The sequence below is a fragment of the Amycolatopsis sp. NPDC104587 genome, assembly GCF_055583645.1.
Genome location: NZ_JBVJNO010000010.1, coordinates 41,498 through 67,227 on the forward strand (window position 1 = coordinate 41,498; position 25,730 = coordinate 67,227).

The window sequence follows — 25,730 nt, forward strand, 5'->3', positions numbered from 1 at the left end:
CCCCCTGCCGAAGCAGGGGGCCTTCAAGAAACTCACGCCGTAGGCGGCTGATACACCTTCGTCAGCTTCCCGGCCGCAGCCCGATCCAGCAGCCACAGCGTCCGCCGATGCCCCCGCGCCCCCGCCACCGGGAGCTGGACTTCGCCCGCTCCCGACAACGCCAGCGCCACCGCGTCGGCCTTCGCGTCGCCGGCCGTCATCAGCCAGACGTCCCGCGCCCGCCGGATCGCCGGCAGGGTCAGCGAAACCCGTGTCGGCGGCGGCTTGGGGCAGTTGCGGACCGCCACCACCGAACGCTCGGTCTCGTACACCGCCGGGGACTCCGGGAACACCGACGCCGTGTGCCCCTCGCCGCCGAGGCCGAGCAGCATGATGTCGAACGACGGGACGTCGCCGTGGTCCTCCGGGTCCGCGTTGTCCGCCAGCACGTGCGCGTACGCCGCCGCGGCGGCGTCCACGTCGTCGCCGAACTCGCCGTCCGAGGCGGCGATCGCGTGGACCCGCTTGGGATCCAGCGGCACGTGGTCCAGCAGGGCCTCGCGGGCCTGCTTCTCGTTCCGCTCGTCCGAACCCGCCGGGACGAACCGCTCGTCGCCCCAGTAGATGTCCAGGCGCGACCAGTCGATCGCGTCCCGGGCCGAGGACGCCCGCAGCTCGGACAGCACCGCGATGCCGGTGCCGCCGCCGGTGAGCACGAGCGACGCCGAGCCCTTGGCGGCCTGGACGTCCACCAGCCGCGTGACCAGCCGGGCGGCCGCGGCGGCCGCCAGCAGGTCCTGGTTCGCGTAGACGACCACCTCGGTCTTGCTCATGAAGCGCTCTTCTTCCCCGCAGCCGCCTTCTTCGGCGCTTTCTCGGCAGCCGGTGCCTTCTCGGCGGCGGCCGCGGCCCCCGCGGAGGTGACGTCGGGCTTGGCCGGCGCGCCGGTCTTGCCGTTCGTACCGGACGTGATCTTGCCCAGGCCGTGCAGCGACGCCTCGTAGACCTCGTCCGGGTCGAGCCGGCGCAGCTCCTCGACCAGGCAGTCCTGGGTGCTGCGCCGCTGCAGGGCGATCCGCCGGGTCGGCTGGCCCGGCTGGGTCAGCGTGCCGACGCGGCCGTCCGGCCGGTGCAGCTCCACCGCGCCCGAACGACGCTCCAGGTTCACCGAGATGATCCCGGCCGCGCCCGAGCTCTTGACCCGCTTGACCGGCACCTTCAGGTACTCCGCCAGCCACGCGGCCAGCAGCTCGGTCGACGGCGAGTCGGCCTCGCCGGTCACTGTCGCGGCGGTGACCTTCTCGTACGGCGGCAGGTCCAGCGCCGACACGAGCTGGGCGCGCCAGTGCGTCAGGCGCGTCCAGGCCAGGTCGGTGTCGCCCGCCACGTACGCCTTCGCCCGCGTGGTCAGGGCCCGCACCGGGCTCTTCTCCGCGGCCGAGTCGGTGATCCGGCGCTGGGCCAGCTCGCCGAGCGGGTCCTTATCCGGGTCCTTCGGGCCGGCGCCGGGCCACCAGGTGACGATCGGCGCGTCCGGCAGCAGCAGCGGCACGACCGCGCTCTGGCCCTGCGCGGCCAGCGGGCCGTAGAGCCGCAGCACGATGACCTCGCTCGCGCCGGCGTCGCCGCCGACCCGGATCTGGCCGTCGATGCGCGGCGACGCGGTGCGCGCCCCCTTGGCGACCACGATCACCCGCGACGGGTGCTCACGGCTCGCGCCGTTGGCCGCTTCGATCGCCGCCTCGAGGTGGCTGTCGTCGTCGGCCACGATGACGAGCGTCAGCACCCGGCCGAGCGCGACTTGCCCGCCCTGTTCGCGGATCTCCACCAGCTTCTTGTTGAGCGCCGAAGTCGTGGTGGACGGCAGGTCGATGATCACGGGCGCCTCCATTTCCGGCCGGTGCGCTCCAGCATTTCGTCCGCCGACGGCGGGCCCCAGGTGCCCGGCGGGTACTGCTCCGGCGAGCCCTCCTTGGCCCAGTGCTCCAGCACCGGGTCGAGGATCTTCCAGGAGAGCTCGACCTCTTCGTTGACCGGGAACAGCGACGGCTCGCCGAGCAGGACGTCGAGGATCAGGCGCTCGTAGGCCTCGGGGGAGGACTCGGTGAACGCGTGCCCGTAACCGAAGTCCATGGTGACGTCGCGGACCTCCATCGTGGTCCCCGGCACCTTGGAGCCGAACCGCAGCGTGATGCCCTCGTCCGGCTGCACCCGGATGACCAGGGCGTTCTGCCCCAGCTCCTCGGTCGACGTCGAGTCGAACGGCAGGTGCGGCGCCCGCTTGAACACCACGGCGATCTCGGTGACGCGGCGGCCGAGCCGCTTGCCGGTGCGCAGGTAGAACGGCACCCCGGCCCAGCGGCGGCTCTGCACCTCCAGGGTCACCGCGGCGTAGGTCTCGGTCTTCGAGTCCTTCGCGAAGCCCTCTTCCTGCAGCAGGCCCGGCACCTTCGTGCCGCCCTGCCAGCCACCCGCGTACTGGCCGCGCGCGGTGGTCTGGCTCAGCGGCCCGATCGCGCTGGTGCCCGAGAGCACCTTGATCTTCTCCGCGCGCAGGGCCCGCGGCTCGAACGAGAGCGGCTCCTCCATCGCGGTGAAGGCGAGCAGCTGCAGCAGGTGGTTCTGGATGACGTCGCGCGCGGCGCCGATGCCGTCGTAGTACCCCGCGCGGCCGCCGAGGCCGATGTCCTCGGCCATGGTGATCTGCACGTGGTCGACGTAGTTGGCGTTCCAGATCGGCTCGAACAGCTGGTTCGCGAAGCGCAGCGCCAGGATGTTCTGGACCGTCTCCTTGCCGAGGTAGTGGTCGATGCGGAACACCGACTCCTCGGGGAAGACGTCGTTGACGATCGCGTTCAGCTCTTCGGCGCTCTTCAGGTCGTGCCCGAACGGCTTCTCGATGACCACGCGGCGCCAGGTGTTCTCGTCGGCGTTCGCGAGCCCGGAGCGGGCCAGCTGCTTGGTCACCACCGGGAACGCGCCGGGCGGGATCGACAGGTAGAAGGCGGTGTTGCCGCCGGTGCCGCGTTCCTTGTCGAGGTCCTTGACCGTCTGCGCGAGCCGGTCGAAGGCGTCGTCGTCGTCGAAGGTGCCCTGGACGAACCGGATGCCTTCGGCGAGCCGGTTCCAGACCGACTCCTTGAACGGCGTGCGCGCGTGCGCCTTGACCGAGTCGTGCACGAGCTCGCCGAAGTCCTGGTGCTCCCAGTCGCGGCGGGCGAACCCGACGAGCGAGAAGCCCGCGGGCAGCAGCCCGCGGTTGGCCAGGTCGTAGATGGCGGGCATCAGCTTCTTGCGGGCCAGGTCGCCGGTGACCCCGAAGATCACCAGGCTGGACGGCCCGGCGATGCGCGGGAGCCGTTTGTCCCGCGGATCGCGCAGCGGGTTGCGCCAGGTCATGCGTCGACCTCCTGTACCGCGCGGACGACGGCCGCGAGGCCCGCGGCCCGGTCGGTCAGGTGCAGGCGCAGCACCGGGCGGCCGTGCTCGGCGAGCACCTGCCCGTCGCCCAGGGCCTGGGCGTGCTGCAGCTGCCCCAGGGTGTACGGCCGCTCCGGCACCTCGAGGTCCTGCTCGACGGCGCCGGACAGCTGCAGGAAGACCCCGTTCTGGTGGCCGCCCTTGTGGTACTGCCCGGTGGAGTGCAGGAACCGCGGGCCCCAGCCGAACGTCGTCTGCAGCTGCGTGCGCTTGGCGATCTCGCCGCGCAGCAGCTCGGTCGACGCGTCGTCGAGGCGGTCCAGGTAGGCCTGCACCGCGATGTAACCGGCTTCCGGCGCCGAAGCGAAGAACGCGCGGAGCACGTCGGTCAGGCTGCCGTCCGTGGAAACCCCGTCGCTGCCGAAGATCTCGACCGGTCCATCCACAGTGGACGGCTCTTCGCCGCCCTTCAGCTTCTCCGGGTCGTCCAGCAGCGCGCGCGCCGCCTTCTTGGCCGCTTCGACGTCGGGCTGGTCGAACGGGTTGATCCCGAGCAGCTGGCCGGCCAGCGCCGTGGCGAACTCCCAGAGCAGGAACTGCGCGCCGAGCGAGCCGGTGACGGCGATCTTCGCCGCGCCCTTCGGGGCGCCGACCGCGACCGGGGTGGCGTCGGACTTCGCGTCGGCGAAGCCGGGCGCCTCCGTGCCCTCGACCGCGACGGGCAGCAACCCGGTGCCCTGCTTGCCGGTGGACTCGGCGATCAGCTGCTCGGCCCAGTCCGGGAAGCCCTTGATGCCGGAACCGGAGTCGGCCAGAACGACCTTCTCGGCGCCGGTCTCGTGCGCGGCGGCCCACGCGGCGGCCAGCTTGACCGCCGGGTTGTCCACCGAGTCCGCGGCGAGGTCCTCGGCCACCGAGGCGGCCTGGTCGAGCAGGCGGGCGACGTCCGCGCCGGCCAGCCCGGCCGGGACGAGCCCGAACGCGGTCAGCGCCGAGTAGCGGCCGCCGACGTGCGGGTCGGCAAGGAAGGTCTTGCGGTAACCCTCCTTTTCGGACAGCTCCTGGAACGGCGAGCCCGGGTCGGTGACGACCACGATCCGCCGGGCCGCGTCGATCCCCGCGTCGGTGAACGCCTTCGCGAAGATCCGCCGGTGGCTGTCGGTCTCGACGGTGCCGCCCGACTTCGACGACACGACGATCACCGTGCGCTCGAGGTCGCCGGCGAGCGCGTCGGCGACCTGGCCCGGGTCGGTCGTGTCGAGCACGGTCAGCGCGACGTCGTCGGTGCCGGTGATGACCTCCGGCGCCAGCGACGAGCCGCCCATGCCGGCCAGCACGACGCGATCGACACCCTCGGACCGCAGCTCGGTCCGCAGGGCTTCGATCTCGCCGATCAGCGGCCGGGACGACTTGTGCAGCGACGTCCACGAGAGCCGGATCGACGCCTCGGACTCGGCGTCCGGACCCCACAGCGTGGCGTCCTGGGCCGCCAGCTTCGACGCGGCCTGGTCCGCGACCAGCCGCTCGGCCAGCGGAGCGGCCCGCTCCGCCAGCGCGGCGTCCACGATCTCGACGCCGGTGTTTTCCCCTGTCGTCATGTCGTGCTTCAGCCCTTCGCCTTTTCGAGCTGGCCGTTGACGGTGTCGAGCAGTTCCGTCCAGGACTTCTCGAACTTCTCGACGCCCTCGTTCTCCAGGACGAGGAACACGTCGGTGATGTCGATGCCGACGGCCTCGAGCTGGTCGAAGACCTGCTGCGCGTCCTTGCCGTGGCCGCTGACCCGGTCGCCCTGGAGGTCGGCGTGCTCGGCGACTGCGTCGAGGGTCTTCTCCGGCATGGTGTTGACGGTGTCCTTGACGACCAGGTCGTCGACGTACAGCGTCGGGGAGTAGTCCGGGTTCTTCACGCCGGTCGAGGCCCACAGCGGGCGCTGCGCGTGGGCGCCGTCGGCCGCGAGGGCCTTCCAGCGATCCGTGGCGAAGAGCTCCTCGAAGGCCGCGTAGGCGAGGCGCGCGTTGGCGACGGCGGCCTTGCCGCGCAGGGCCAGCGCCTCGTCCGAGCCGATGGCCTCCAGGCGCTTGTCGATCTCGGTGTCCACACGGGACACGAAGAACGACGCGACCGAGTGGATGCCGCGCAGGTCGTGGCCGTTGGCCTTCGCCTGCTCCAGGCCGGCGAAGTAGGCCTCGATGACCTTCTTGTAGCGCTCGACGGAGAAGATCAGCGTGACGTTGACGCTGATGCCCTCGGCCAGCGTGGCGGTGATCGCCGGCAGGCCCTCTTCGGTGGCCGGGATCTTGATCAGCACGTTCGGCCGGTCGACGGTCTTCCACAGGTCCTTCGCCTCGGCCACCGTCTTGCCGGTGTCCTTGGCCAGGCGCGGGTCGACCTCGATGGAGACGCGGCCGTCGACGCCGTTCGTGGCGGTGTAGACGTCGCGGAACAGGTCCGCGGCGTTGCGCACGTCGGTCGTGGTCAGGTCGCGGATGGTCGCCTCGACGTCGGCGCCCTGGGCGGCCAGCTCGCGGGTCCGCTCGTCGTAGGCGTCGCCCTTCGACATCGCGTTGGCGAAGATCGTCGGGTTGGTCGTCACGCCGACGACGTGCTTGTCGCGGATCAGGTCGGCGAGGTTGCCGGTGTTCAGGCGTTCGCGCGAGAGGTCGTCGAGCCAGATCGATACGCCGGCTTCGGACAGTGCGGCGAGCTTGTCGTTGCTCATTACTATCCCCTTCAGTTCTTGGTGTTGGCGATCGAGCGGCGGGCCGCGTCGACGACTGCCTCCGTGGTGAAACCGAACTCACGGAACAGTGTGGCGGCATCGGCGGAGGCGCCGAAGTGCTCGATCGAAACGTTCACCCCGGCGTCACCGGTGAAGCGGTGCCACGACTGGGCGATGCCCGCCTCGACGGACACGCGGGCCTTCACCCCGGCCGGGATGACGGACTCGCGGTAGGCCGCGTCCTGCGCGTCGAACCACTCGACGCACGGCATCGACACGACGCGTGCCTTGACGCCGTCGGCCTCGAGGGTCTTCTTCGCCTCGACGGCGAGCTGGACCTCGGAACCGGTGGCCATCAGCACGACGTCCGGGGTGCCGTCGGAGTCGGCCAGGACATAACCGCCCTTGGCGACGCCTTCGGCGCTGGTGCCCTCGAGCACCGGCACGTTCTGGCGGGTGAGCGCCAGGCCGGACGGGTGGTGGATGTCCTCCAGCACGGCCTTCCACGCGTAGGCGGTCTCGTTGGCGTCCGCCGGGCGGACGACGTTGAGGCCCGGGATCGCGCGCAGCGCGGAAAGCTGCTCGATCGGCTGGTGCGTCGGGCCGTCCTCGCCCAGGCCGATCGAGTCGTGCGTCCAGACGTAGGTGACCGGCGCCTTCATCAGCGCGGCCAGCCGGACCGGCGGGCGCATGTAGTCGGAGAAGATCAGGAACGTCGCACCGTACGGGCGGGTGCCGCCGTGCAGCGCGATCCCGTTGAGGATCGAGCCCATGGCGTGCTCGCGGACGCCGAAGTGCAGCGTCCGGCCGTACGGGTTCGCCGCCCACATGTCCGTGGCGGCCTTCTCGGGGCCGAACGAGTCGGCGCCCTTCATCGTGGTGTTGTTGCTCTCGGCCAGGTCGGCCGAACCGCCCCACAGCTCCGGCAGCGGCTCGGCGAGGGCGTTGAGCACCTCACCGGAGGCCTTGCGGGTCGCGATGCCCTTGGGGTCCGGCTCCCACTTCGGGAGGTTGTCGGCGAAGCCCTCGGGCAGCGTGCGGGTGGCCATCCGGTCGCCGATCTTCTTGCGCTCCGGGTTCGCGGCGCCCCACGCCTCGTACTTCTCCTGCCATTCGGCGTGGGCGGCCTTGCCGCGCTCGAGCGCCTGGCGGGTGTGCTTGATGACGTCGTCCTCGACCTGGAACGACTGCGCCGGGTCGAAGCCGAGGATCTCCTTGACCGCCGCGACCTCTTCGCCGCCCAGCGCCGCGCCGTGCGCCTTGCCGGTGCCCATCTTCTTCGGCGCCGGGTAGCCGATCACGGTCCGCAGCGCGATGAACGACGGGCGGCCGGTCTCGGCCTTCGCGTTCTTGATCGCCTCTTCGATCGCGACGACGTCCTCGCCGCCCTCGACGACCTGGGTGTGCCAGCCGTAGGCCTCGTAGCGCGCGACGGTGTCTTCGGAGAGCGCGATGTTCGTGTCGTCCTCGATGGAGATCTTGTTGTCGTCGTAGAAGACGATCAGGTTCCCCAGCTCCTGGCGGCCCGCGATGGACGAGGCCTCGGAGGTGACGCCCTCTTCGATGTCGCCATCGGAGGCGATCGCGAAGATGTAGTGGTCGAAGATGCTCTCGCCGGGCGCGGCGTCCGGGTCGAGCAGGCCGCGCTCGCGGCGGGCGGCCATCGCCATGCCCACGGCGTTCGCCAGGCCCTGCCCCAGCGGGCCGGTGGTGGTCTCGACACCGTCGGTGTGGCGGTACTCCGGGTGACCCGGGGTCTTCGAGCCCCACTTGCGCAGCTGCTTGAGGTCCTCGAGCTCGAGGCCGTAGCCGGCGAGGTACAGCTGGATGTAGAGCGTCAGGCTCGAGTGCCCGGCCGACAGGACGAAGCGGTCACGGCCCGGCCAGTTCTGGTCGTTCGGGTCGTGCCGCAGGGTGCGCTGGAACAGCGTGTAGGCCAGCGGCGCCAGGCTCATCGCGGTGCCGGGGTGGCCGCTGCCACAGTTCTCGACCGCGTCCGCGGCGAGCACCCGGACGGTGTCCACGGCGCGGGTGTCGGTGTCGGTCCAGTCGGCGGGGACGTTACGCCGGAGGAGTGGGTTGTTCTCGCTGGTAGGGGCGGTTTCGGACACTGAACTCCAACTCCCGGTCATGATGGTTGCGGCTGGTCTTCCTCGTTCCGGTTACCCGTGCGCACGGACATCTATCTCAATCGATCCCGAAGGGACGATATTCCTGCTCGCGGCCGTGCGCAGGGGTAATCGCGGCCCGTCGCGGCCAGCCTAGTGCTTGGACCCGTTCCAGACCCGCGATCACCCACGGGATTCACCACGTCTAACATCGTTCGAGGGTTCACACCGGCGGTTTTCAGCGGCACCACACGCCTCCGGCAGCGGGCCCACCCCGAACCTGACGCAGGGAGTGAAATGTCGTTGGTGAACGCTGCGCACGGACGCAGTGACGACACCAGCGCCGTGCACCCGACCGGTGAACGACCGCACGGTGACCGGCGAAGCATCCGCCAGGTCGTCGGCGCCTACGCCGCACTGGCGAAGCCGCGGGTGATCGAGCTCCTCCTGGTCACCACCATCCCGGCGATGTTCCTCGCCGGCCGTCAGATCCCGTCGCCGTGGCTGGTCCTGGCCACGCTGGTCGGCGGGACGATGGCCGCGGGCAGCGCGAACGCGCTCAACTGCGTGATCGACGCGGACATCGACAAGGTGATGAACCGCACGAAGCGCCGGCCGCTGGTGAAGGACTCGGTGCCGCGGCGCGGCGCGCTGATCTTCGGATTGGTGCTGGGCGTCGCCTCGGCCGCCGTGCTCTATTTCACGGTGAACCTGCTGTCGGCCATCCTCGCGGTCGCGACGATCCTCTTCTACATCTTCGTCTACACGCTCGGCCTCAAGCGGCGCACGTCACAGAATGTGGTCTGGGGCGGCGCGGCGGGCTGCATGCCGGTGGTCATCGGCTGGGCGGCCGTCACCGGCACCGTGCAGTGGCCGGCGTTCGTGATGTTCGGCGTCATCTTCTTCTGGACGCCGCCGCACACCTGGGCGCTGGGCATGAAGTACCGCGACGACTACGAGCGCGCGGGCGTCCCGATGCTGCCGGTGGTCGCCACCGCCCAGCACGTCGCCCGGCAGATCGTCATCTACTCGTGGGTGATGGTGGCGTGGACGCTGCTGCTGCTCCCGGTGACGTCCTGGCTGTACGGCACGTTCGCCATCCTGGCCGGCGGCTGGTTCCTCTTCTACGCGCACAGCCTGCAGGCGGCGGTCCGCCGCGGGGAAGAGACCAAGCCGATGGCGCTGTTCCACCGGTCGAACACCTACCTGATGATCGTGTTCGTCGCGCTGGCCGTCGACTCGGCGATCGGCCTGCCGACCCTCGGCCTCCCGTTCTGAGCCCGGCGGGGTTCTTCGCCGACGTCATCGAGTCGGGCACCGTGCTCGGGGCCGACCACACGTGGTCACCCGAGCGGGTGGTGGAGCTGTTCGGCGACGATTACGGCGACAACCCGTCGAAGCGTTCCCTGTTCCGTGACCACGGTCTCGTCGAGTTCTTCTGGGAGCGGATCGAGGGGCGCTGGTCGGGGACCCACTTCTCGGTGCAGGCCCATCGCCTCCGGTATCCCGGGCCCGGGCTGGTCAACCGGGTGATCCGCGACCGCTACGGCGACTTCCCCGGTCTGGTGACGTTCGACGAGGTCGGCGCGGTGCTCGCCGACCGCGGGGTGCCGCTGCGGGAGGTGCCCTACCGGGCCGAAGCGGGCGAACTGCGCGCCTACTGGCAGCCGGACGCCCAGATCGTGGTTTCCGTCGTCGAGGGGGCGTACTACGGGCGGGCAGGCGACCTCCACCGAGTCGCGAGCTCGAGCACCGGAATCCCCTGACATGATCCGGAAGATCGGCCTCGGCGCGGTCGTGGTCGTCGTGCTCGGGCTGCTGGTGCTCCTCGGCCGCGGCCGGGTCGAGCTGGACCAGAACCGGCTGCTCGGCACCGGCTGCGCCATTCCGGCCCGGATCACCGCGGTCCCGGGACCGGCGCCGGACGGCGGCGTCGTGAGGGTCGCCGAACAGGGACCGGGCGCGGCTGTGCTGGAGAACACGAGCACCCTGGCCGCCTACCGGATCCCGGTGACCTCGGGCTCCCGGACGGTCGAGGTGCCGCTGCTGCTGCCGGGGGAGCGGATCGGCATCGCCCTGGACCGGCCCGAGCCGGGCCCGGCGACGTGGTTGTCTCCGGAGTCCCTCGGCGGCTTCACGCCGGTGACCGCCACCGTCGTCCCCGGTGGTGTCCGGTACCGCTCCGCGAACTGCCGCGCGCTGACCAGCCGTGGGGCCACCGTGCTGTTCCGTGCCCCGGACGGGCGCATCACCGGTGGCGAGCAGGTGCCGCCGGCTGACGTGTCGTGCGCGCCGGGGGAGAAGGTGCTGCCGGTCGCCCTCCCGCCCCCCAGCGAGGTCTCCCCGTACTGCGCCCTCGGGCCGGAATGATCGCGCCGCCGGGGTCGTTAGACTTGACCGGCTCTTTTCCTTGAGGCGAAAGCAGGATCTTTGTCTTCGGACGGCTTCCCCGCCGAGCTCGCGCGCGAGCAGGCGTACGTCACCACCCTCTACGCGAAGCTCGACGCCGAGCGCGTCGACGCCCAGCGCCGCCTCGACGAGACGCTGCGCCAGACCGGCGGGACCCCGCAGGCCCGCACCGAGCGCGACGTCGCCACGACCCTCTACACCGACCGGCTGGCCCAGCTCGGCTCGGTCGAGCAGGGGCTGGCTTTCGGCCGGCTCGACTTCGTTCCCGGCAGCGCCGAGGAAACCACCTACATCGGCCGGCTCGGGCTGTTCGACGAAGACGACGACTACAAGCCGCTGCTCGTCGACTGGCGGGCGCCGGTCGCGCGGCCGTTCTACCTCGCCACCGCGGCGTCACCCGACGGGGTGCGCCGGCGGCGGCACCTGCGGTCGCTGACCCGCAAGGTCACCGGCTTCGACGACGAGATCCTCGACCTCACCGCCGCCGACCAGGGCCAGGACCTCGGCCTGGCCGGCGAGGCCGCGCTGCTGGCCGCGCTCGAACAGCGGCGCACGGGTGAGATGAGCGACATCGTCGCGACCATCCAGGCCGAGCAGGACCGGATCATCCGCGCGCCGCTGGGCGGGGTCATGGTCGTGCAGGGCGGCCCTGGCACCGGCAAGACCGCGGTCGCGCTGCACCGCGCGGCCTACCTGCTCTACACCCACCGCCAGCAGCTCACCACGCGTGGCGTGCTCGTCGTCGGGCCCAACAGCACCTTCCTGCGCTACATCGGCCAGGTGCTGCCGTCGCTCGGCGAGACCGGCGTGCTGCTCGCCACGATCGGGCAGCTCTACCCGGGCCTGGACGCCGACGGCGCCGAGCCGAAGGAGACGTCGGAGGTCAAGGGCCGGCTGGTGCTGGCCGAGGTGCTCGCCACCGCCGTCCGCGACCGCCAGCGGGTGCCCGAGCCGGTGGTGGAGATCGAGTACGAGCACGACGTCCTGCGGCTCGACCGCAAGACGTGCGCCGACGCCCGCACCCGCGCCCGCCGGTCGCGCCGCCCGCACAACCCGGCGCGGCGCCTGTTCGTCTCCGACGTCCTGGACGCGCTGACGCGCCAGGCCGCGCGGAAGCTCGGGGACGACCTGCTCGACGGCCAGGACCTCCAGGACATCCGCGCCGAGCTGGCCGCGGACGAGAACGTCGCGAAGGCGGTGAACGAGCTGTGGCCGGTGCTGACCCCCGAAGGGGTACTCGACGACCTGTTCGCCGACCGCGAACGCCTCACGAGCGCCGCCGGGAAGCTGCTGTCCGCCGACGAGCGCGCGCTGCTGGAGAGCGGCCGCGACACGAAGTGGACCCCCGCGGACGTGCCGCTGCTCGACGAGCTGGCCGAGCTGATCGGCGTCGACGACACCGAGGCCCGCGTCGAGCGCAAACGCCGTGAGCGCGAAGACCGCGCGTACGCCGAGGGTGTGCTCGACATCCTCGAACAGGACGAAGAGATCATCGACGAGGAGCTGCTGCGCGTCTCCGACGTCCTCGACGCCGAGCTGTTCGCCGAGCGCCAGGTCGAGCGCAGCGAGCTGACCGCGGCCCAGCGCGCGGCGCAGGACCGGACCTGGACGTTCGGGCACGTGATCGTCGACGAGGCCCAGGAGCTCTCGGCGATGGACTGGCGGCTGCTGATGCGCCGCTCGCCGAACCGGTCGATGACGCTGGTCGGCGACGTCGCGCAGACCGGCGCGGCCGGGGGCGCGCGGTCGTGGGACGAGGTGCTCTCGCCGTACGTCGCGGACCGGTGGCGGCTGGAGCAGCTGACCGTGAACTACCGCACGCCGGCCGAGATCATGGCGGTCGCGGCGCGGGTGCTGGCCGAGGTGGATCCCGCCTTGTCGGCGCCGTCGTCGGTGCGGGAGACGGGAGTGCCGCCGTGGTCGGCGAACCCCGCTTCCCTCGAGCACGCGCTGCCGGAGCTGGTGACCCGCGAGCTGTCCGAAGTGGACGGCGGCACGGTGGCGGTGCTGGTGCCCTCCGGGCGTCTCGAGCAGGTTTCGGCGTGGCTCGCCGACCGGGACGAACGGCTGAGCGTGCTGACCGTCGAGCGTTCGAAGGGCCTGGAGTTCGACTCGGTGGTGCTCGTCGCACCGGACGAGGTCGTGGCGGGCTCGCCGCGCGGGCTCAACGACCTGTACGTGGCCCTGACGCGGGCGACCCGGCGACTCGGTGTGGTCCGGACCGGTGACGAAGTACCGGCACTCTCCGTGCTTGGCTAGGGTGCCCGGCATGCAGAAAATCGGGAAGATCGTGGTCGTCGCCGCGGCGGCGCTGTCGCTGGCCGCGTGTGGCCAGGACGCCAAGACCGAGACGGCCGCCCCCGCGGGCCCGCCGGTCCCGTCGTCGGACGCCGCTCAGGCGACCCAGAGCAAGGGCCGTGAGTGCACCGCGGACGACGTCAAGACGACGGGGAAGTTCGGCGAAGCGCCGACGATCACCATTCCCGACAACTGCGACCCGCCGAAGAAGCTGATCACGAAGGACCTGTCCGAGGGCACCGGCAACGGCGCGAAGGCCGGCCAGAACCTGAAGATGAACTACTCGCTGGTGACCTGGTCGGACAAGCAGAAGCTGGACAGCTCGTTCGACCGCGGTGAGCCGTTCGACCTGCAGCTGGGCGCCGGCATGGTGATCCCGGGCTGGGACCAGGGCCTGGTCGGCATCAAGCAGGGCGGCCGCCGCCTGCTGATCATCCCGCCGGACCTCGGGTACGGCCAGGGTGGCCAGGGCATCAAGCCCAACGAGACGCTCGTCTTCGTCACCGACGCCGTCGCGGTGCCGACCGACAAGGGCTGAGTCCCACCCGCCCCAATGTGGCCTTCGGTGCGTTGAACGCACCCGATGTGGCCTTCGGTGCGTCAGACGCACCCAAGGCCACATTGGGGTGCTCGGGTCAGGGGATGAGCAGCAGCTTGCCCGTCGTCCGGCGGCCCTGAAGGTCTTCGTGCGCCTTCCGGGCGTCGGCGAGCGGGTACTTGCCGCCGACCCGGACGGTGAGGTCGCCCGCCACGACGGCGTCGAACAGCTCTTTCGACCGCCAGTCGATCTCGTCGCGGCTGCGCGTGTAGTGCGCGGACGTCGGGCGGGTCAGGTAGAGGGAGCCGCCGGAGTTGAGGCGCTGCGGGTCGACCGGGGGCACCGGGCCGCTGGAGGCGCCGAACAGGGCGAGCAGGCCGCGGACCTTGAGGCTGGCGAGGCTGCCGTCGAACGTGTCCTTGCCGACCCCGTCGTAGACGACGTCGACCCCGGCGCCGCCGGTCAGGTCGCGGGTGAGCTTCGTGAAGTCGTCGCGGTCGTAGCGGATGACCTCGTCGGCGCCGGCCTCGCGGGCGAGCTTCTCCTTCTCCTCGGTCGACACGGTGCCGATCACGCGGGCGCCGCGCGCCTTCGCCAGCTGGACGAGCAGCAGGCCGACCCCGCCCGCGGCCGCGTGCACCAGCACGTCGTGGCCCGGTTTGACCTCGAACGTGGACGCGACCAGGTAGTGCGCGGTCATGCCCTGCAGCATCGTGGCGGCGGCGGTCTCCAGGGAGACGGCTTCGGGGACCTTGACGGCGATAGCGGCCGGCACGATCTTGCGGGCCGCGTAGCTGCCGAGCGAGCCCTGCCACGCGACGCGGTCGCCGGGGGCGAAGCCGCTGCCGGCGCCGGCTTCGGCGACCGTGCCCGCGCCCTCGAGGCCGAGCACGAACGGCAGGTCGATCGGGTAGATGCCCTGACGCTGGTAGGTGTCGATGTAGTTCACCCCGGCGGCGGCGACGTCGACCAGCAGCTCGCCGGCCTGCGGCGCCGGGACGTCCACATCGGCCGTGGTGAGCACCTCCGGGCCGCCGGTCTTCGTCACCTGCACTGCGGTGGGCATGGGTCCTCCTCGAGTCGGTTCTCCCGGGCACAACTATGGCCGACGCCACGCTGTTCCGCGTTCCGGCCGCGGGTTGGTTATGGTTCGGGACGTGGCTGAGGAAACTTCTGAGACCGTCGCCCCGCCGTCCGGCGCTCAGCTGGGCGCGGCGCGCAAGTTCGTGAAGGCGCACGGCAAGCCGTCCCGCGCGGTGGTCGAGAACATCGGCCGGGCCGGGGCCCGGGTCGTGCTGGTCGGCGCGGACGGCGCGCTCGGCGACGTCGTGGTGGCGTCGGTGGCGACCGGCGAGGCGCTGGTCGAGGCGGTCGAAGACCTCGAAGCCGCGTCGTGGGACGCCGAGACCGTGCAGGCCACGAAGATCGGCCCGGAGCACCGCCGCAAGATGGCCGGCCGGTGAGCCGCACCGCGATCCTGGTCGGTTGCGCGGAGCTCCCGTCCGGCGACGGCGACGACGACGCCGTGGTGCCCGCCCTGACCGCTCTGGGCTTCGACGTCTCGTGGGCGGCCTGGGACGACTCTCGCGTCGACTTCGGCGCGGCCGACGCGGTGATCCTGCGGGCCACGTGGGACTACGCCTCCCGCCGCGCGGAGTTCCTGTCGTGGTGCGAGTCGGTGCCCGCGCTCTTCAACGCGGCCCCGGTGGTGCGCTGGAACACCGACAAGTCGTACCTGGCGGAGCTGCTGGACGCCGGGGTGGCGGTCGTCCCGACCACACTGGTCGGGCCGGGCGAACCGGCGAAGTTCCCGAAGTCGGCGTACGTGGTCAAGCCGTCGGTCGGCGCGGGTTCCCGCGGAGCGGCCCGGTTCGACGCCGGCGCCGACGCGGCCGAGCACGTGGCGGCGCTGCACGCCGAGGGGCACACGGCGATGGTCCAGCCGTACCAGTCCAGTGTGGACACCGAGGGCGAGCTGGCCCTGTCCTACTTCGGCGGCATCTACTCCCACGCGTTCACGAAGGGCGCGATGCTCGGGTCCACATTGGACGAGTCGGGGCTGTACCTGTCGGAGAAGCTGGCGGCGGCCGAGCCGCCGGCGGACGCCGTGGCGCTGGCCGAGGACGTGCTGGACGCGGCGTCGGGCCTGCTGGGCATCCTGCGGGCGGAGCTGCTGTACGCCCGGGTGGACCTGGTCCGCGGCGCGGACGGCAAGCCGTTGCTGCTGGAGCTGGAGCTGACCGAGCCGTCGCTGGGCTTCCGCCAGACCGACCCGGCGGCCGCGATGCGGTTCGCCTCGGCGGTGCGGCAGCAGCTGGCTTGACCGGCGGCGGCCTCGATGATCGCCGTCAGCTCCGCCGGGTGCGACAGGAACGGCGAGTGCGACGACGGCAGCCGCTCGACGTGCCCGGCCCGCCGCGCCATGGCTTCCTGGGCGAACACGGGAATGGCGTTGTCGTCTTCGCACACGACGTACGTGCTGGGCACCGTCTTCCACGCGGCCGCCGTGAGCGTCTCGCGGGCGGCCGCGTAGCTCTGCGGCCGCAGCCGGGCTACCGCTTCCGCGGCGACCTCCGGATCGACGTCGCCGAAGAAGATCTCCTGCGGCGTCAACGGGCTGAAGAGGTCACCGTCGACCTTCCACCACGACGGTGGCTGCCCGCCCACCGTGCCGAGGAGCGACTCACCCTCGTCGAGCTGGAAAGCCGTGACGTACACGAGGTGCGTGACCTGGGACGCGCCCGCCGCGCCTTCGCTCACCGGCGCCCCGCCGTAGGAGTGGGCCACGACGACCGCGGGCCCGTCGATCGTGTCGAGGGCTTCGCGCACCGCGCGGGCGTCGTCGTGCAGCCCGGGCCGCACGGCCGGGGGCGCGACGCTGGGCAGGTCGACGGTCACCACGGGAAACCCGTGGGCGGCCAGCCGCGTCCGGACGGGCTCCCAGCACCAGGAGCCGTGCCAGGCGCCGTGGACGAGCAGCAGGGTGGGTGCGGTCATCGGGACTCCACGGGTTCGCGCGGTTCAGGCGCGCCCAGCTCAGTTCAAGCGCGGCGAATCGGCCAGCCGCGTTTCCACTGGGCGGAAGCTCAGGCGCGCTTCGCGGCCAGCCGGTCCGCCCGCGGCCACCGCACGTCGCTGGCCCAGCCCAGCTGCTCGAAGGTCCGGATCACCCGCGCCGAGACGTCCACCTGGCCCCGCAGCACCCCGTGCCGCGCGCAGGTCGGGTCGGCGTGGTGCGAGTTGTGCCAGGACTCGCCCATCGACAGGATCGCCAGCGGCCAGAAGTTCGCCGCCTTGTCGCGGCTGGCGAACGGGCGCTCGCCGATCAGGTGGCAGATCGAGTTGACCGACCACGACACGTGGTGCAGGAACGCGATCCGCACCAGGCCGGCCCAGAAGAACGCCGTCACGACGCCCCACCACGACCACGACAGCAGGCCGCCCAGGACCGCCGGGAGGGCCAGGCTCAGCGTGATCCACAGCCAGAAGTAGCGGTTCACCACCCGCAGGTCCGCGTCCGCCACCAGGTCCGGCGCGAACCGGTCGGCGTTGGTCACCTCGCGGCCGAACATCCAGCCCATGTGCGCGTGCCAGAAGCCGCGCAGCAGTGCCGAGGGCGACGTGCCGAACAGCCACGGGGAGTGCGGGTCGCCCTCGCGGTCGGCGAACGCGTGGTGCCGGCGGTGGCTGGCCACCCAGAAGATCACCGAGCCCTGCACCGCCATGCTGCCCGCGACGGCCAGCACGATCCGCAGCGGCCGGTTCGCCTTGAACGCGCCGTGGGTGAAGTAGCGGTGGTAGCCGACCGTCACCCCGAGCGTCGCGAACACGTAGAACACCGCGGCGAGGACCAGGTCGACCCAGCTCATGCCCCAGCCCCAGACCAGCGGGACCGCGACGAGCAACGCCACGAACGGCACCAGGAGGAACGTCTTCAGCACGATCATCTCGCCGGTGCCGCGGCGGTGGGAGATCAGCGGCTTGGGTGCGGCGCGCGAGGTCATGGCCCAGACCGTAGCGGTAGCGAGTTACGACGGCGTGGCCGACGGTTGCTCAGGTGGTGGCGAGTTCCGGTTGCTTCGGCGCGGCCGTCAGCGAGACGACGGGGCCGCGGTCGCGGCTGCCGGTCCACAACGTCGCCGTCGCGACGATGACCGCCATCGCGCCGAGGACGTGGAAGGAGACCATGGCCTCGGGCACGCCCAGCGCGTACTGCAGCGAACCCAGCCCGCCCTGCGCGACGGCGACCACCCAGACCCAGGTGTAGCGCTGCCAAAGGCTCTTCGGCGCGTTGACGCGCATCAGCTGCAAGCCGAACACCGCGAGCAGCAGCAGGTACAGCACCAGCAGCCCGCCGTGGACCTGGGCGAGCGACTCGACCGGGACAGCGAGGCGGTGGGTGTTGATGTCGCCGCTGTGCGGGCCCGCGCCGGTGACGGTGGTGCCGGCCGCGAGCACGAGCCACATGACCACGGCGAGCGCCACCAGCAGCTTGCGCCCGGACGGCGGGACCAGCGACCGGGCGGGTTCGTCGCCTTCGCGGAACGCGCGCAGCAGCAGGACGGCCAGCCAGACCAGGGGAGTGGTGGCGAGGAAGTGGATCGCGACGGTCCACCACTCGAGCTTCGCGAGCACGGTCATGCCGCCGACGACGGCCTGCAGCACCACGCCGCCGGGCATCGTCCAGGCGAGCTTCACCAGGCGCTTGCGGGACGGGTGGTCGATCTGGACCCGCCACGCGGTGAGGACGGCGATCGCGGCGACGGCGATGACCACCCCGGTCAGCATCCGGTTGCCGAACTCGATCCACTGGTTGAGCGCGTGGACGCCGGGGTGGTTCACCGGCACCAGGCTGCCGGCGACGCACTGCGGCCAGGTCGGGCAGCCGAGGCCGGACCCGGTGACGCGCACGACGGAGCCGGTGACGCCGATCAGCGCCTGCGCGAGCACCGCGGCGATCCCGACGGCCCGCTGCACGGCGGCGGAGGGAAACGGCAGGCGGGCGACGAGGCTGGTGAACGGCACGACACCGATGGTAGAGCGCGCGGAAAAGCGGCTTTCGGCAGGTCCCGGCGTCCAGAACGGCGTCGCCGGCGCAAGGGACCTAGGTCATCGATGACCGGCACCGAAGGTCGGGCGCGGCCCATCGCGCCGGGCACCGCGCGGTCCGAGATCGCCCAGCAGACGGCCAGTCCTGGGGCAGCGGAAGGATCGCCGTCGAGGTGACTCCCGCGCGCCGGCCGCCCAGGTAGGCGATCACCTTCTGCTCGCCTTGCCCAGGTACGCCGTCGCCGCTGTGGTAGGGCCCGCCGCCGGTGCCGGGTCAGGTCAGCTTCGTCGTGCGGGAAGCCAGCGCTCCCGCGAGAACCGCCCACACCACCAGCACCGCCATCGGCCCGGGCGCGAACGCGCCGTCGACCAGCGCCGCCCGCATGCCCTCGGCCAGCGCTCCCGACGGCAGCAGCTCGACCACCACCGCGAGCCCGGAAGGCAGCGCGGAAGGCGCCAGCAGGATGCCGCCCGCCAGCAGCAGGATGAACCAGACGACGTTCGCCAGCGCCAGCACGGCTTCCGCGCGCAGGGCGCCGCCGAGCAGCACGCCGAGCGCCCCGAACGCCAGCGTTCCCAGCACCAGCAGCAGGATCGCCGAAGCCAGCCCGGCCGGCGAAGGCGACCAGCCGAGGAACGCCGCCACCACGCCGATGATCACCGACTGCAGGGCCACGACGACCAGCGCCGCCGCCACCCGGCCCGCCACCAGCAGCCACCGCGGCAGCGCCGTCGCCGAGAGGCGCTTCAGCACGCCGTAACGCCGGTCGAAGCCCAGGGCGATCGCCTGGCCGGTGAACGCCGAGGACATCACCGCCAGCGCCAGGATGCGCGGGGTGATCCAGTCCACTTTGGACGCCGAGCCGAGCTGGGCCGCGGGCAGGATGTCCAAGAGGGACAGGCCGATCAGCAGCGCCAGGGGGATGAGCAGGGTCAGCAGCACCTGCTCGCCGTGGCGCAGGGTCAGGCTCGCTTCGATCCGCGCGTGCGTGCGCAGCATGCGCCCGAGCGAGCCGCGCCCGGGCGCCGGGGTGAACGTGCCGGCCGGAAAGGTCACGCGCGCAGCTCCCGTCCGGTCAGCTCGAGGAAGACCTCTTCGAGCGTCCGCTTGCCGACCTGCAGCTCTTCGGGCAGGACACCCTGCTGCGCGCACCAGGCGGTCACCGTCGAGACGACCTGCGGGTCGACCGAGCCGACCACCACGTAGGTGCCCGGCGCCGACTCGCGCACGGCGTACCCCTCCGGCAGCGCCGCGGTCAGCAGCTCGGTGTCCAGCCGCGTGCGGGCCTTGAAGCGCAGCCCGGCCGCGCCGGTTTCGTCCATGGTCAGCGACTGGGGCGCGCCGGAGACGACGACCTTGCCGTGGTCGACGATCACCACTGTGTCGGCCAGCGCCTCGGCCTCCTCCATCAGGTGCGTGGTCAGCAGCACCGAGACGCCGTCGGCGCGCAGCGCGCCCAGCAGGTCCCAGACCAGCCGGCGGGCCTGCGGGTCCATGCCCGCCGTCGGCTCGTCGAGGAACACCAGCTCCGGGCGCCCGATCAGCGCGCAGGCCAGGGAAAGCCGCTGCTGCTGCCCGCCGGAGAGGCGCTTGAACGGCGTCCGCCGTACCGAGGCCAGCCCGAGGACGTCCAGCAGCCAGGCCGGGTCGAGCGGGGACGCGGCGCAGGAGGCGACCAGGCGGAGCATCTCGTCGGCCCGCACACCCGGGTACGCGCCGCCGCCCTGGGGCATGATCCCGACGCGGGGGCGCAGGTCGGCCGACTGTCGCACGGGGTCGAGGCCGAGCACGCGGACGGTGCCGCCGTCAGGCCGCCGGAAGCCTTCGCAGACCTCGACGGTGGTGGTCTTGCCGGCCCCGTTCGGGCCGAGCAGGGCGAGCAGGCTGCCGCGCTCCATCCGCAGGTCGAGACCGTCGACCGCGCGGGTGGAGCCGTAGCTTTTCACCAGCCCGGTGATCTCGACGGCGGGGGCACTCACATCGGGTCACGATACGGCGTCGGCATGCGCGGGCAGCCGCGGGGACGGCCTGGACAGCAACACGGGAGCCAGCCGCCGCACGATCAGCATTCCCGCGCCGCACACGACGATCGCCGCGACGTAGGCGAACGGCAGCACGTACGGGCGGCCGTCGAAGGTGCTGCCGGTCGGCGGCAGCAGGAACGGCAGGGCCGCGGACAGCACCGTCGCGGCGACCCGGAACCGGGACGTCCCGGCGGCCGCGGCGAGCGGGATCACCGCCCACAGCACGTACCAGGGCTGCAGGTTGATCTGCAGGATCATCACCGCGCCCAGGGAGACGCCGAGCCCGATGATGGGCCGGTAGCGCCACTTGAAGCTGTCCCAGAGGAACTTGACGGTGATGGCGACGGCGATGAGGTAGCCGAGCGCGCCGAGGATCGGCACCAGGGCGTTGGTGTGGTTGCCCAGCCCGAGCGCGATGCCGAGGACACCGGACAGGTTGGCCAGCTCGGCCGTGGGGGAGATCCACGCGCGGACGAGGCCGGGTGTGTTGAACGTCGCGCCGACCCAGCCGAAGCCCAGCCCGGAGCCGAAGCAGACGGCGGCCAGCACCACGCCGAACCACGCCGCCATCGGCGCCCCGGCCAGGAACAGGTCCTTCAGCCGGCCGTGCCAGCGGCGCGCGACCATCACCGCGAAGAACGGCAGCGCGAGCACCGCGGGCACCTTCACCGCGACGCCGAGGGTGATGATCGCCACGCCCAGCCCGATGTAGAGGAGCTCGCCCCGCGCGAGTGGCGGGGGTGTGTCGCCCTTCACCCGGATCGGCAGCTTCCGGATGCCCACCTCCAGCCCGGCGAGCATCAGGCCGACGGCGAGCGCGTCGTTGTGGGCGCCGGCGACGAAGTGGAAGATCAGCAGCGGGTTCAGGGCGCCGAGCCACAACGCGGTCGCGGGCTGGACGCCGAACCGGCGGGCCAGCCGCGGCAGGGCCCAGACGATGAGGACCACACCCGCGAGCGCGAGCACGCGCTGCAGCAGCACGCCGACCGCGATGCTGTTGCCGGCCAGCGGGGCGAGCCAGCCGCCGAGGCGCAGCACCAGCGGCCCGTACGGCGCCGGCGTCTCGCGCCACATGTTCGACACGCCCGCGGTGTAGGGGTCGGCGACACCGAGCGCCTGCGCCGGGCCGAGGACGTACGGGTCCATGCCGCGGTGCACGATCTCGCTCTGCGCGAGGTAGCTGTAGACGTCGCGGGAGAACAGCGGCGGGATGACCAGCAGCGGCAGCACCCACAGCGCGATGGTGCGCGCCAGCTGGCCCTGCGACGCGAGCCGGGCGCGGTCGGGCCGGGCGAACTTGCCGAGCATCAGCCAGCTCAGCACCAGGATGCCCATGCCGGAGATGGCGATCGCCAGCGACACCGTCGGGATGCGGGTGAACAGCCGCAGCACCGGGATCTCCTGCACCGGGTTGATCACCGGGGCGGCGCCGGCGCCGAGCGAGCCGAGGGCGAGGAAGAGCGAGCCGACCGTGCCGAACCGGCGGACGACGTTCAGCCCGCGCTGCTCGTCGGCTTCAAGGGGGAGCGGCTCCAGCGGGCGGATGGGCGAAAGCGTCACCGCGTGGGCACCCTCGGTGCGCACGTCCGTTTCCCGCTCCTGCCGCGCAGGATGTTCACCCACAGCCACGCGTGCAGGGTATCGGTCCGCCCCGGAGTGAGTCGGGTCACTGCCCGGCACCCCGCCTTTGCCGACCGCCGGGAAATAAGACACACTTGTGTTGTGAAAAAGACGGAGGCGGGTGAGCAGGTGGGCGGCGACATGCCCCGCGCCGCACTCCCGCACGTTCCGTCGCAGGTCAGCGCCGAGGGCAAGACCCGGCACGAGGTCGCGCGGCTGCTCCTGGAACAGGGTCCCATGACCGCCGTCGTGGTCGCGGAGCAGCTCGGGATCAGCCCGGCCGCCGTCCGCCGGCACCTCGACGCGCTTCTTTCGGATGGCGAAGCCGAGACGAGGGACGCGCCCCGGCGTGGTCCCCGGGGCCGGGGCCGTCCGGCCAAGCTCTTCCTGCTGACCGAGTCCGGCCGCGCCCGCTTCGGGCACGCCTACGACGACCTGGCCGTCTCCGCCATCCGTTTCCTCGCCGAGCACGCCGGTGAAGACGCCGTACGCGCCTTCGCCGAGCGTCGTGTCGCCTCGCTGGTCGAGCCCCACCGCCCGGCGATCACCGGATCGAGTGATCCGGCGGCACGCGCGGAGGCCCTGGCGACCGCTCTGACCAGGGAGGGCTACGCTGCGTCGACCCGTCAGGTCGGTGCTCCGGCGCCGGGTCAGACGGTCGGAGCGCAGCTCTGTCAGCACCACTGTCCGGTCGCCCACGTGGCCGCGGAGTTCCCGCAGCTGTGCGAGGCCGAGACGGAGGCGTTCGCGAAGCTGCTGGGCACCCACGTCCAGCGGCTGGCGACCATCGCACGCGGTGACTCCGCGTGCACCACGCACGTGCCCGTCACGACGGGTAACCCGGCCCATCCCGAGCCGGGAAGCACGGTGCCCTCTGGGCGCGAAGCACGGATCCCGAATGGAGGGAAACCCGCATGACTGCCGCTGCCGAGCAGCGCACTCCCACCACCGCGCCACTGAGCCAGGAAGAGACCATCGAGTCCCTTGGCAAGTACGCGTTCGGCTGGGCCGACTCCGACGAGGCGGGCGCCAGCGCCCGTCGCGGGCTGAACGAGGATGTCGTCACCGACATCTCCGGGAAGAAGTCCGAGCCGGAGTGGATGCGCGAAGCGCGACTGAAGGCGCTCAAGCTCTTCGAGAAGAAGCCCATGCCCAACTGGGGGGCCGACCTCTCCGGGATCGACTTCGACAACATCAAGTACTTCGTCCGCTCCAGCGAGAAGCAGGCTGCGAGCTGGGAAGACCTGCCCGAGGACATCAAGAACACGTACGACAAGCTCGGCATCCCCGAGGCGGAGAAGCAGCGCCTCGTCGCCGGTGTCGCGGCCCAGTACGAGTCCGAGGTCGTCTACCACTCGATCCGCGAGGACCTCGAGAAGCAGGGCGTGCTCTTCCTGGACACGGACACGGCGCTCAAGGAGCAGCCGGAGCTGTTCGAGGAGTACTTCGGCTCGGTCATCCCGGCCGGCGACAACAAGTTCTCCGCGCTGAACACGGCGGTCTGGTCCGGCGGCTCGTTCATCTACGTGCCGAAGGGCGTGCACGTGGACATCCCGCTGCAGGCCTACTTCCGGATCAACACCGAGAACATGGGCCAGTTCGAGCGCACCCTGATCATCGTCGACGAAGGTGCGTACGTGCACTACGTCGAGGGCTGCACGGCGCCGATCTACCAGTCCGACTCGCTGCACTCGGCGGTCGTGGAGATCATCGTCAAGAAGGGCGCCCGCTGCCGCTACACGACCATCCAGAACTGGTCGAACAACGTCTACAACCTGGTCACCAAGCGCGCCAAGTGCGAAGAGGGCGCGACCATGGAATGGATCGACGGTAACATCGGTTCCAAGGTGACCATGAAGTACCCGTCGGTCTTCCTCATGGGCGAGCACGCCAAGGGTGAGGTCCTCTCGGTCGCGTTCGCGGGCGAGGGCCAGCACCAGGACGCGGGCGCCAAGATGGAGCACCTCGCGCCGTACACCTCCTCGACGATCGTGTCGAAGTCGGTGGCGCGCGGCGGCGGCCGCACCTCCTACCGCGGCCTGGTCCGCGTGGCGAAGCGGGCGCACCACTCGCGGTCCAGCGTCGTCTGCGACGCCCTGCTGGTGGACACGATCTCGCGCTCGGACACCTACCCGTACGTGGACATCCGCAACGACGAGGTGTCCATGGGCCACGAGGCCACGGTGTCGAAGGTCAGCGAAGAGCAGTTGTTCTACCTGATGTCGCGCGGTCTCGACGAGGCCGAGGCGATGGCGATGATCGTGCGCGGGTTCGTCGAGCCCATCGCGCGCGAGCTGCCGATGGAGTACGCGCTCGAGCTGAACCGCCTGATCGAGCTCCAGATGGAAGGGTCCGTCGGCTAGTCATGTCGGTTACCGAGAACAATGTTTCGGAGTCGCTTCGCGAGGGGGCCGTCATTCCGGCGGCCTCCCGCGCGGAGCGCTTCACCTCCTACGACGTCGAGGCCTTCGAGGTCCCGGGCGGCCGTGAGGAGAACTGGCGCTTCACGCCGATGAAGCGGCTGCGCGGCCTGCACGACGGCAGCGCGGTCGCCACCGGCGAGATCACGCTGGAAGCCGACGCGGCCCCCGAGCTCACCATCGAGACCGTCGGCCGCGACGACTCGCGGCTGGGCGCCGCGGGTGTCCCGAGCGACCGCATCGCCGCGCAGGCGTACTCCTCGTTCACCCAGGCCACCGTCGTGACGGTGCCGAAGGAGACGAAGGCGTCCAAGCCGTCGGTGCTGCGCATCCACGGCCCGGGCGAGGACAAGGTGGCTTACGGGCACCTGCAGGTCCGCGCAGAGGCGTTCGCCGAAGCCGTCGTCGTCCTCGACCACGTCGGCTCCGGCACCTACGCCGACAACGTCGAGTTCGTGATCGGTGACGGCGCCAAGGTCACCGTGGTCAGCGTCCAGGACTGGGCCGACGACGCGGTGCACGTCTCCGAGCAGCACCTGAAGCTGGGCCGCGACGCCGCGCTGCGGCACACCGTGATCACCCTGGGCGGTGACCTGGTCCGCGTCTCGCCGACGGCGACCTTCACCGACAAGGGCGGCGACGTCGACATGCTCGGCGTCTACTTCGCCGACGGCGGCCAGCACCAGGAGCACCGCCTCTTCGTCGACCACGCGGTGCCGAACTGCAAGTCGCGCGTGGGCTACAAGGGCGCGCTGCAGGGCGAGGGCGCGCACACGGTCTGGATCGGCGACGTGCTGATCCGTGCCGCGGCCGAGTCGACCGACACCTACGAGTTCAACCGCAACCTGGTGCTCACGCCGGGTGCGCGCGCGGACTCCGTGCCGAACCTCGAGATCGAGACCGGCGAGATCGAAGGCGCCGGCCACGCGAGCGCGACGGGAAGGTTCGACGACGAGCAGTTGTTCTACCTCCAGTCGCGCGGGATCGCCGAAGAAGCCGCCCGCCGTCTGGTCGTGCGCGGGTTCTTCCACGAGATCCTGGTGAAGATCGACGTCCCCGAGGTGCGCGAGCGCCTCGAAGCCGCGATCGAGGCCGAGCTCGAAGCCGTTGGCGCCTGACCGCTCTCTGACTTAGGAAACGAAGAA

General features: G+C 71.4%; 22 protein-coding genes and 1 pseudogene. 10 read left to right on the plus strand and 13 right to left on the minus strand.

The window, feature by feature from the left end; genetic code table 11:
- Positions 1 to 32: 32 nt before the first annotated feature.
- The 6 genes from pgl to tkt are packed head-to-tail and all read right to left on the minus strand — an operon-like array spanning position 33 to position 8,229.
- Positions 33 to 812, minus strand: a complete 780-nt coding sequence (gene pgl / locus ACZ61C_RS29935) for a 6-phosphogluconolactonase (RefSeq protein WP_465311187.1) — start codon at positions 810 to 812, stop codon at positions 33 to 35.
- Positions 809 to 1,858: a glucose-6-phosphate dehydrogenase assembly protein OpcA gene (opcA, locus tag ACZ61C_RS29940; protein ID WP_465311188.1), complete on the minus strand. Its 1,050-nt coding sequence runs from the start codon at positions 1,856 to 1,858 to the stop codon at positions 809 to 811. Before opcA ends, pgl begins: the two co-directional genes overlap by 4 nt.
- Entirely contained in the window at positions 1,855 to 3,378 is a 1,524-nt protein-coding gene (gene zwf / locus ACZ61C_RS29945; RefSeq protein ID WP_465311189.1) for a glucose-6-phosphate dehydrogenase, read from the minus strand. The genes opcA and zwf overlap by 4 nt, the downstream gene beginning before the upstream one ends.
- On the minus strand, positions 3,375 to 4,997 hold the full coding sequence (locus ACZ61C_RS29950; RefSeq protein WP_465311190.1) for a glucose-6-phosphate isomerase: 1,623 nt from the start codon (positions 4,995 to 4,997) through the stop codon (positions 3,375 to 3,377). Before ACZ61C_RS29950 ends, zwf begins: the two co-directional genes overlap by 4 nt.
- Positions 4,998 to 5,005: 8 nt before the next feature.
- Positions 5,006 to 6,118, minus strand: coding sequence for a transaldolase (gene tal / locus ACZ61C_RS29955; protein WP_465311191.1), 1,113 nt, complete (start codon positions 6,116 to 6,118; stop codon positions 5,006 to 5,008).
- Positions 6,119 to 6,129: 11 nt separating this feature from the next.
- Positions 6,130 to 8,229 carry a transketolase gene (gene tkt / locus ACZ61C_RS29960; protein ID WP_465311192.1) on the minus strand — a complete coding sequence of 700 codons (2,100 nt, stop codon included), beginning with the start codon at positions 8,227 to 8,229 and terminating at the stop codon, positions 6,130 to 6,132.
- 294 nt (positions 8,230 to 8,523) lie between these two features.
- Between tkt and ACZ61C_RS29965 the strand changes: the two genes are divergently transcribed.
- From ACZ61C_RS29965 to ACZ61C_RS29985, 5 genes are read left to right on the plus strand one after another with little or no spacing between them, the layout of a single operon-like run.
- Positions 8,524 to 9,504 carry a heme o synthase gene (locus ACZ61C_RS29965; protein WP_465311193.1) on the plus strand — a complete coding sequence of 327 codons (981 nt, stop codon included), beginning with the start codon at positions 8,524 to 8,526 and terminating at the stop codon, positions 9,502 to 9,504.
- Positions 9,505 to 9,545: 41 nt separating this feature from the next.
- Complete coding sequence (locus tag ACZ61C_RS29970; RefSeq protein ID WP_465311194.1) at positions 9,546 to 9,992, plus strand: hypothetical protein; 447 nt, start codon at positions 9,546 to 9,548, stop codon at positions 9,990 to 9,992.
- Position 9,993: 1 nt separating this feature from the next.
- Entirely contained in the window at positions 9,994 to 10,596 is a 603-nt protein-coding gene (locus ACZ61C_RS29975) for a hypothetical protein (protein ID WP_465311195.1), read from the plus strand.
- A gap of 60 nt (positions 10,597 to 10,656) precedes the next feature.
- Complete coding sequence (locus tag ACZ61C_RS29980) at positions 10,657 to 12,894, plus strand: HelD family protein (protein ID WP_465311196.1); 2,238 nt, start codon at positions 10,657 to 10,659, stop codon at positions 12,892 to 12,894.
- 10 nt (positions 12,895 to 12,904) lie between these two features.
- Positions 12,905 to 13,471: an FKBP-type peptidyl-prolyl cis-trans isomerase gene (locus ACZ61C_RS29985; RefSeq protein WP_465311197.1), complete on the plus strand. Its 567-nt coding sequence runs from the start codon at positions 12,905 to 12,907 to the stop codon at positions 13,469 to 13,471.
- Positions 13,472 to 13,568: 97 nt separating this feature from the next.
- Here ACZ61C_RS29985 and ACZ61C_RS29990 read toward each other — a convergent pair whose 3' ends face one another.
- Positions 13,569 to 14,537: a quinone oxidoreductase family protein gene (locus tag ACZ61C_RS29990; RefSeq protein WP_465311198.1), complete on the minus strand. Its 969-nt coding sequence runs from the start codon at positions 14,535 to 14,537 to the stop codon at positions 13,569 to 13,571.
- A 79-nt stretch (positions 14,538 to 14,616) separates the two neighbouring features.
- On the opposite strand from ACZ61C_RS29990, the gene ACZ61C_RS29995 reads away from it, so the two are divergent.
- Positions 14,617 to 14,934, plus strand: a complete 318-nt coding sequence (locus tag ACZ61C_RS29995; RefSeq protein WP_465311199.1) for a hypothetical protein — start codon at positions 14,617 to 14,619, stop codon at positions 14,932 to 14,934.
- Complete coding sequence (locus ACZ61C_RS30000) at positions 14,931 to 15,794, plus strand: ATP-grasp domain-containing protein (protein WP_465311200.1); 864 nt, start codon at positions 14,931 to 14,933, stop codon at positions 15,792 to 15,794. Before ACZ61C_RS29995 ends, ACZ61C_RS30000 begins: the two co-directional genes overlap by 4 nt.
- A gap of 35 nt (positions 15,795 to 15,829) precedes the next feature.
- On the opposite strand, the pseudogene ACZ61C_RS30005 reads toward ACZ61C_RS30000, so the two are convergent.
- The 6 genes and pseudogenes from ACZ61C_RS30005 to mptB form a co-directional block, all read right to left on the minus strand.
- A pseudogene (locus ACZ61C_RS30005) lies at positions 15,830 to 16,468 on the minus strand (alpha/beta fold hydrolase); the annotation flags it as partial.
- 89 nt (positions 16,469 to 16,557) lie between these two features.
- Positions 16,558 to 17,475 carry an acyl-CoA desaturase gene (locus ACZ61C_RS30010; protein WP_465311201.1) on the minus strand — a complete coding sequence of 306 codons (918 nt, stop codon included), beginning with the start codon at positions 17,473 to 17,475 and terminating at the stop codon, positions 16,558 to 16,560.
- A 49-nt stretch (positions 17,476 to 17,524) separates the two neighbouring features.
- Positions 17,525 to 18,496: a COX15/CtaA family protein gene (locus tag ACZ61C_RS30015; RefSeq protein ID WP_465311202.1), complete on the minus strand. Its 972-nt coding sequence runs from the start codon at positions 18,494 to 18,496 to the stop codon at positions 17,525 to 17,527.
- A gap of 298 nt (positions 18,497 to 18,794) precedes the next feature.
- The gene (locus ACZ61C_RS30020; RefSeq protein WP_465311420.1) at positions 18,795 to 19,520 is read right to left on the minus strand and encodes an ABC transporter permease; all 726 of its coding nucleotides are present in this window, start codon (positions 19,518 to 19,520) and stop codon (positions 18,795 to 18,797) included.
- Between the two features lie 53 nt (positions 19,521 to 19,573).
- Positions 19,574 to 20,500, minus strand: a complete 927-nt coding sequence (locus ACZ61C_RS30025) for an ABC transporter ATP-binding protein (protein ID WP_465311203.1) — start codon at positions 20,498 to 20,500, stop codon at positions 19,574 to 19,576.
- 6 nt (positions 20,501 to 20,506) lie between these two features.
- Positions 20,507 to 22,129, minus strand: a complete 1,623-nt coding sequence (gene mptB, locus ACZ61C_RS30030) for a polyprenol phosphomannose-dependent alpha 1,6 mannosyltransferase MptB (protein ID WP_465311421.1) — start codon at positions 22,127 to 22,129, stop codon at positions 20,507 to 20,509.
- A 177-nt stretch (positions 22,130 to 22,306) separates the two neighbouring features.
- Between mptB and ACZ61C_RS30035 the strand changes: the two genes are divergently transcribed.
- Genes ACZ61C_RS30035 through sufD form a run of 3 tightly spaced genes read left to right on the plus strand, consistent with a single transcriptional unit; the run spans position 22,307 to position 25,703 of the window.
- Entirely contained in the window at positions 22,307 to 23,083 is a 777-nt protein-coding gene (locus ACZ61C_RS30035) for a helix-turn-helix transcriptional regulator (protein WP_465311422.1), read from the plus strand.
- On the plus strand, positions 23,080 to 24,528 hold the full coding sequence (gene sufB / locus ACZ61C_RS30040) for a Fe-S cluster assembly protein SufB (RefSeq protein ID WP_465311204.1): 1,449 nt from the start codon (positions 23,080 to 23,082) through the stop codon (positions 24,526 to 24,528). Before ACZ61C_RS30035 ends, sufB begins: the two co-directional genes overlap by 4 nt.
- A gap of 2 nt (positions 24,529 to 24,530) precedes the next feature.
- The gene (sufD, locus tag ACZ61C_RS30045) at positions 24,531 to 25,703 is read left to right on the plus strand and encodes a Fe-S cluster assembly protein SufD (RefSeq protein ID WP_465311205.1); all 1,173 of its coding nucleotides are present in this window, start codon (positions 24,531 to 24,533) and stop codon (positions 25,701 to 25,703) included.
- Positions 25,704 to 25,730: the final 27 nt, after the last annotated feature.

What these genes read in the sequence shown, in the direction of transcription:
- tal (WP_465311191.1), bottom strand. Translation starts at nt 6,118, where the DNA reads ATGAGCAACGACAAGCTCGCCGCACTGTCCGAAGCCGGCGTATCGATC.
- pgl (WP_465311187.1), bottom strand. Translation starts at nt 812, where the DNA reads ATGAGCAAGACCGAGGTGGTCGTCTACGCGAACCAGGACCTGCTGGCG.
- ACZ61C_RS30010 (WP_465311201.1), bottom strand. Translation starts at nt 17,475, where the DNA reads ATGACCTCGCGCGCCGCACCCAAGCCGCTGATCTCCCACCGCCGCGGC.
- ACZ61C_RS29975 (WP_465311195.1), top strand. Translation starts at nt 9,994, where the DNA reads ATGATCCGGAAGATCGGCCTCGGCGCGGTCGTGGTCGTCGTGCTCGGG.
- ACZ61C_RS29965 (WP_465311193.1), top strand. Translation starts at nt 8,524, where the DNA reads ATGTCGTTGGTGAACGCTGCGCACGGACGCAGTGACGACACCAGCGCC.
- zwf (WP_465311189.1), bottom strand. Translation starts at nt 3,378, where the DNA reads ATGACCTGGCGCAACCCGCTGCGCGATCCGCGGGACAAACGGCTCCCG.
- ACZ61C_RS29950 (WP_465311190.1), bottom strand. Translation starts at nt 4,997, where the DNA reads ATGACGACAGGGGAAAACACCGGCGTCGAGATCGTGGACGCCGCGCTG.
- ACZ61C_RS29990 (WP_465311198.1), bottom strand. Translation starts at nt 14,537, where the DNA reads ATGCCCACCGCAGTGCAGGTGACGAAGACCGGCGGCCCGGAGGTGCTC.
- sufB (WP_465311204.1), top strand. Translation starts at nt 23,080, where the DNA reads ATGACTGCCGCTGCCGAGCAGCGCACTCCCACCACCGCGCCACTGAGC.
- sufD (WP_465311205.1), top strand. Translation starts at nt 24,531, where the DNA reads ATGTCGGTTACCGAGAACAATGTTTCGGAGTCGCTTCGCGAGGGGGCC.
- ACZ61C_RS30020 (WP_465311420.1), bottom strand. Translation starts at nt 19,520, where the DNA reads ATGCTGCGCACGCACGCGCGGATCGAAGCGAGCCTGACCCTGCGCCAC.
- ACZ61C_RS30035 (WP_465311422.1), top strand. Translation starts at nt 22,307, where the DNA reads ATGCCCCGCGCCGCACTCCCGCACGTTCCGTCGCAGGTCAGCGCCGAG.
- ACZ61C_RS29985 (WP_465311197.1), top strand. Translation starts at nt 12,905, where the DNA reads ATGCAGAAAATCGGGAAGATCGTGGTCGTCGCCGCGGCGGCGCTGTCG.
- ACZ61C_RS29995 (WP_465311199.1), top strand. Translation starts at nt 14,617, where the DNA reads ATGGTTCGGGACGTGGCTGAGGAAACTTCTGAGACCGTCGCCCCGCCG.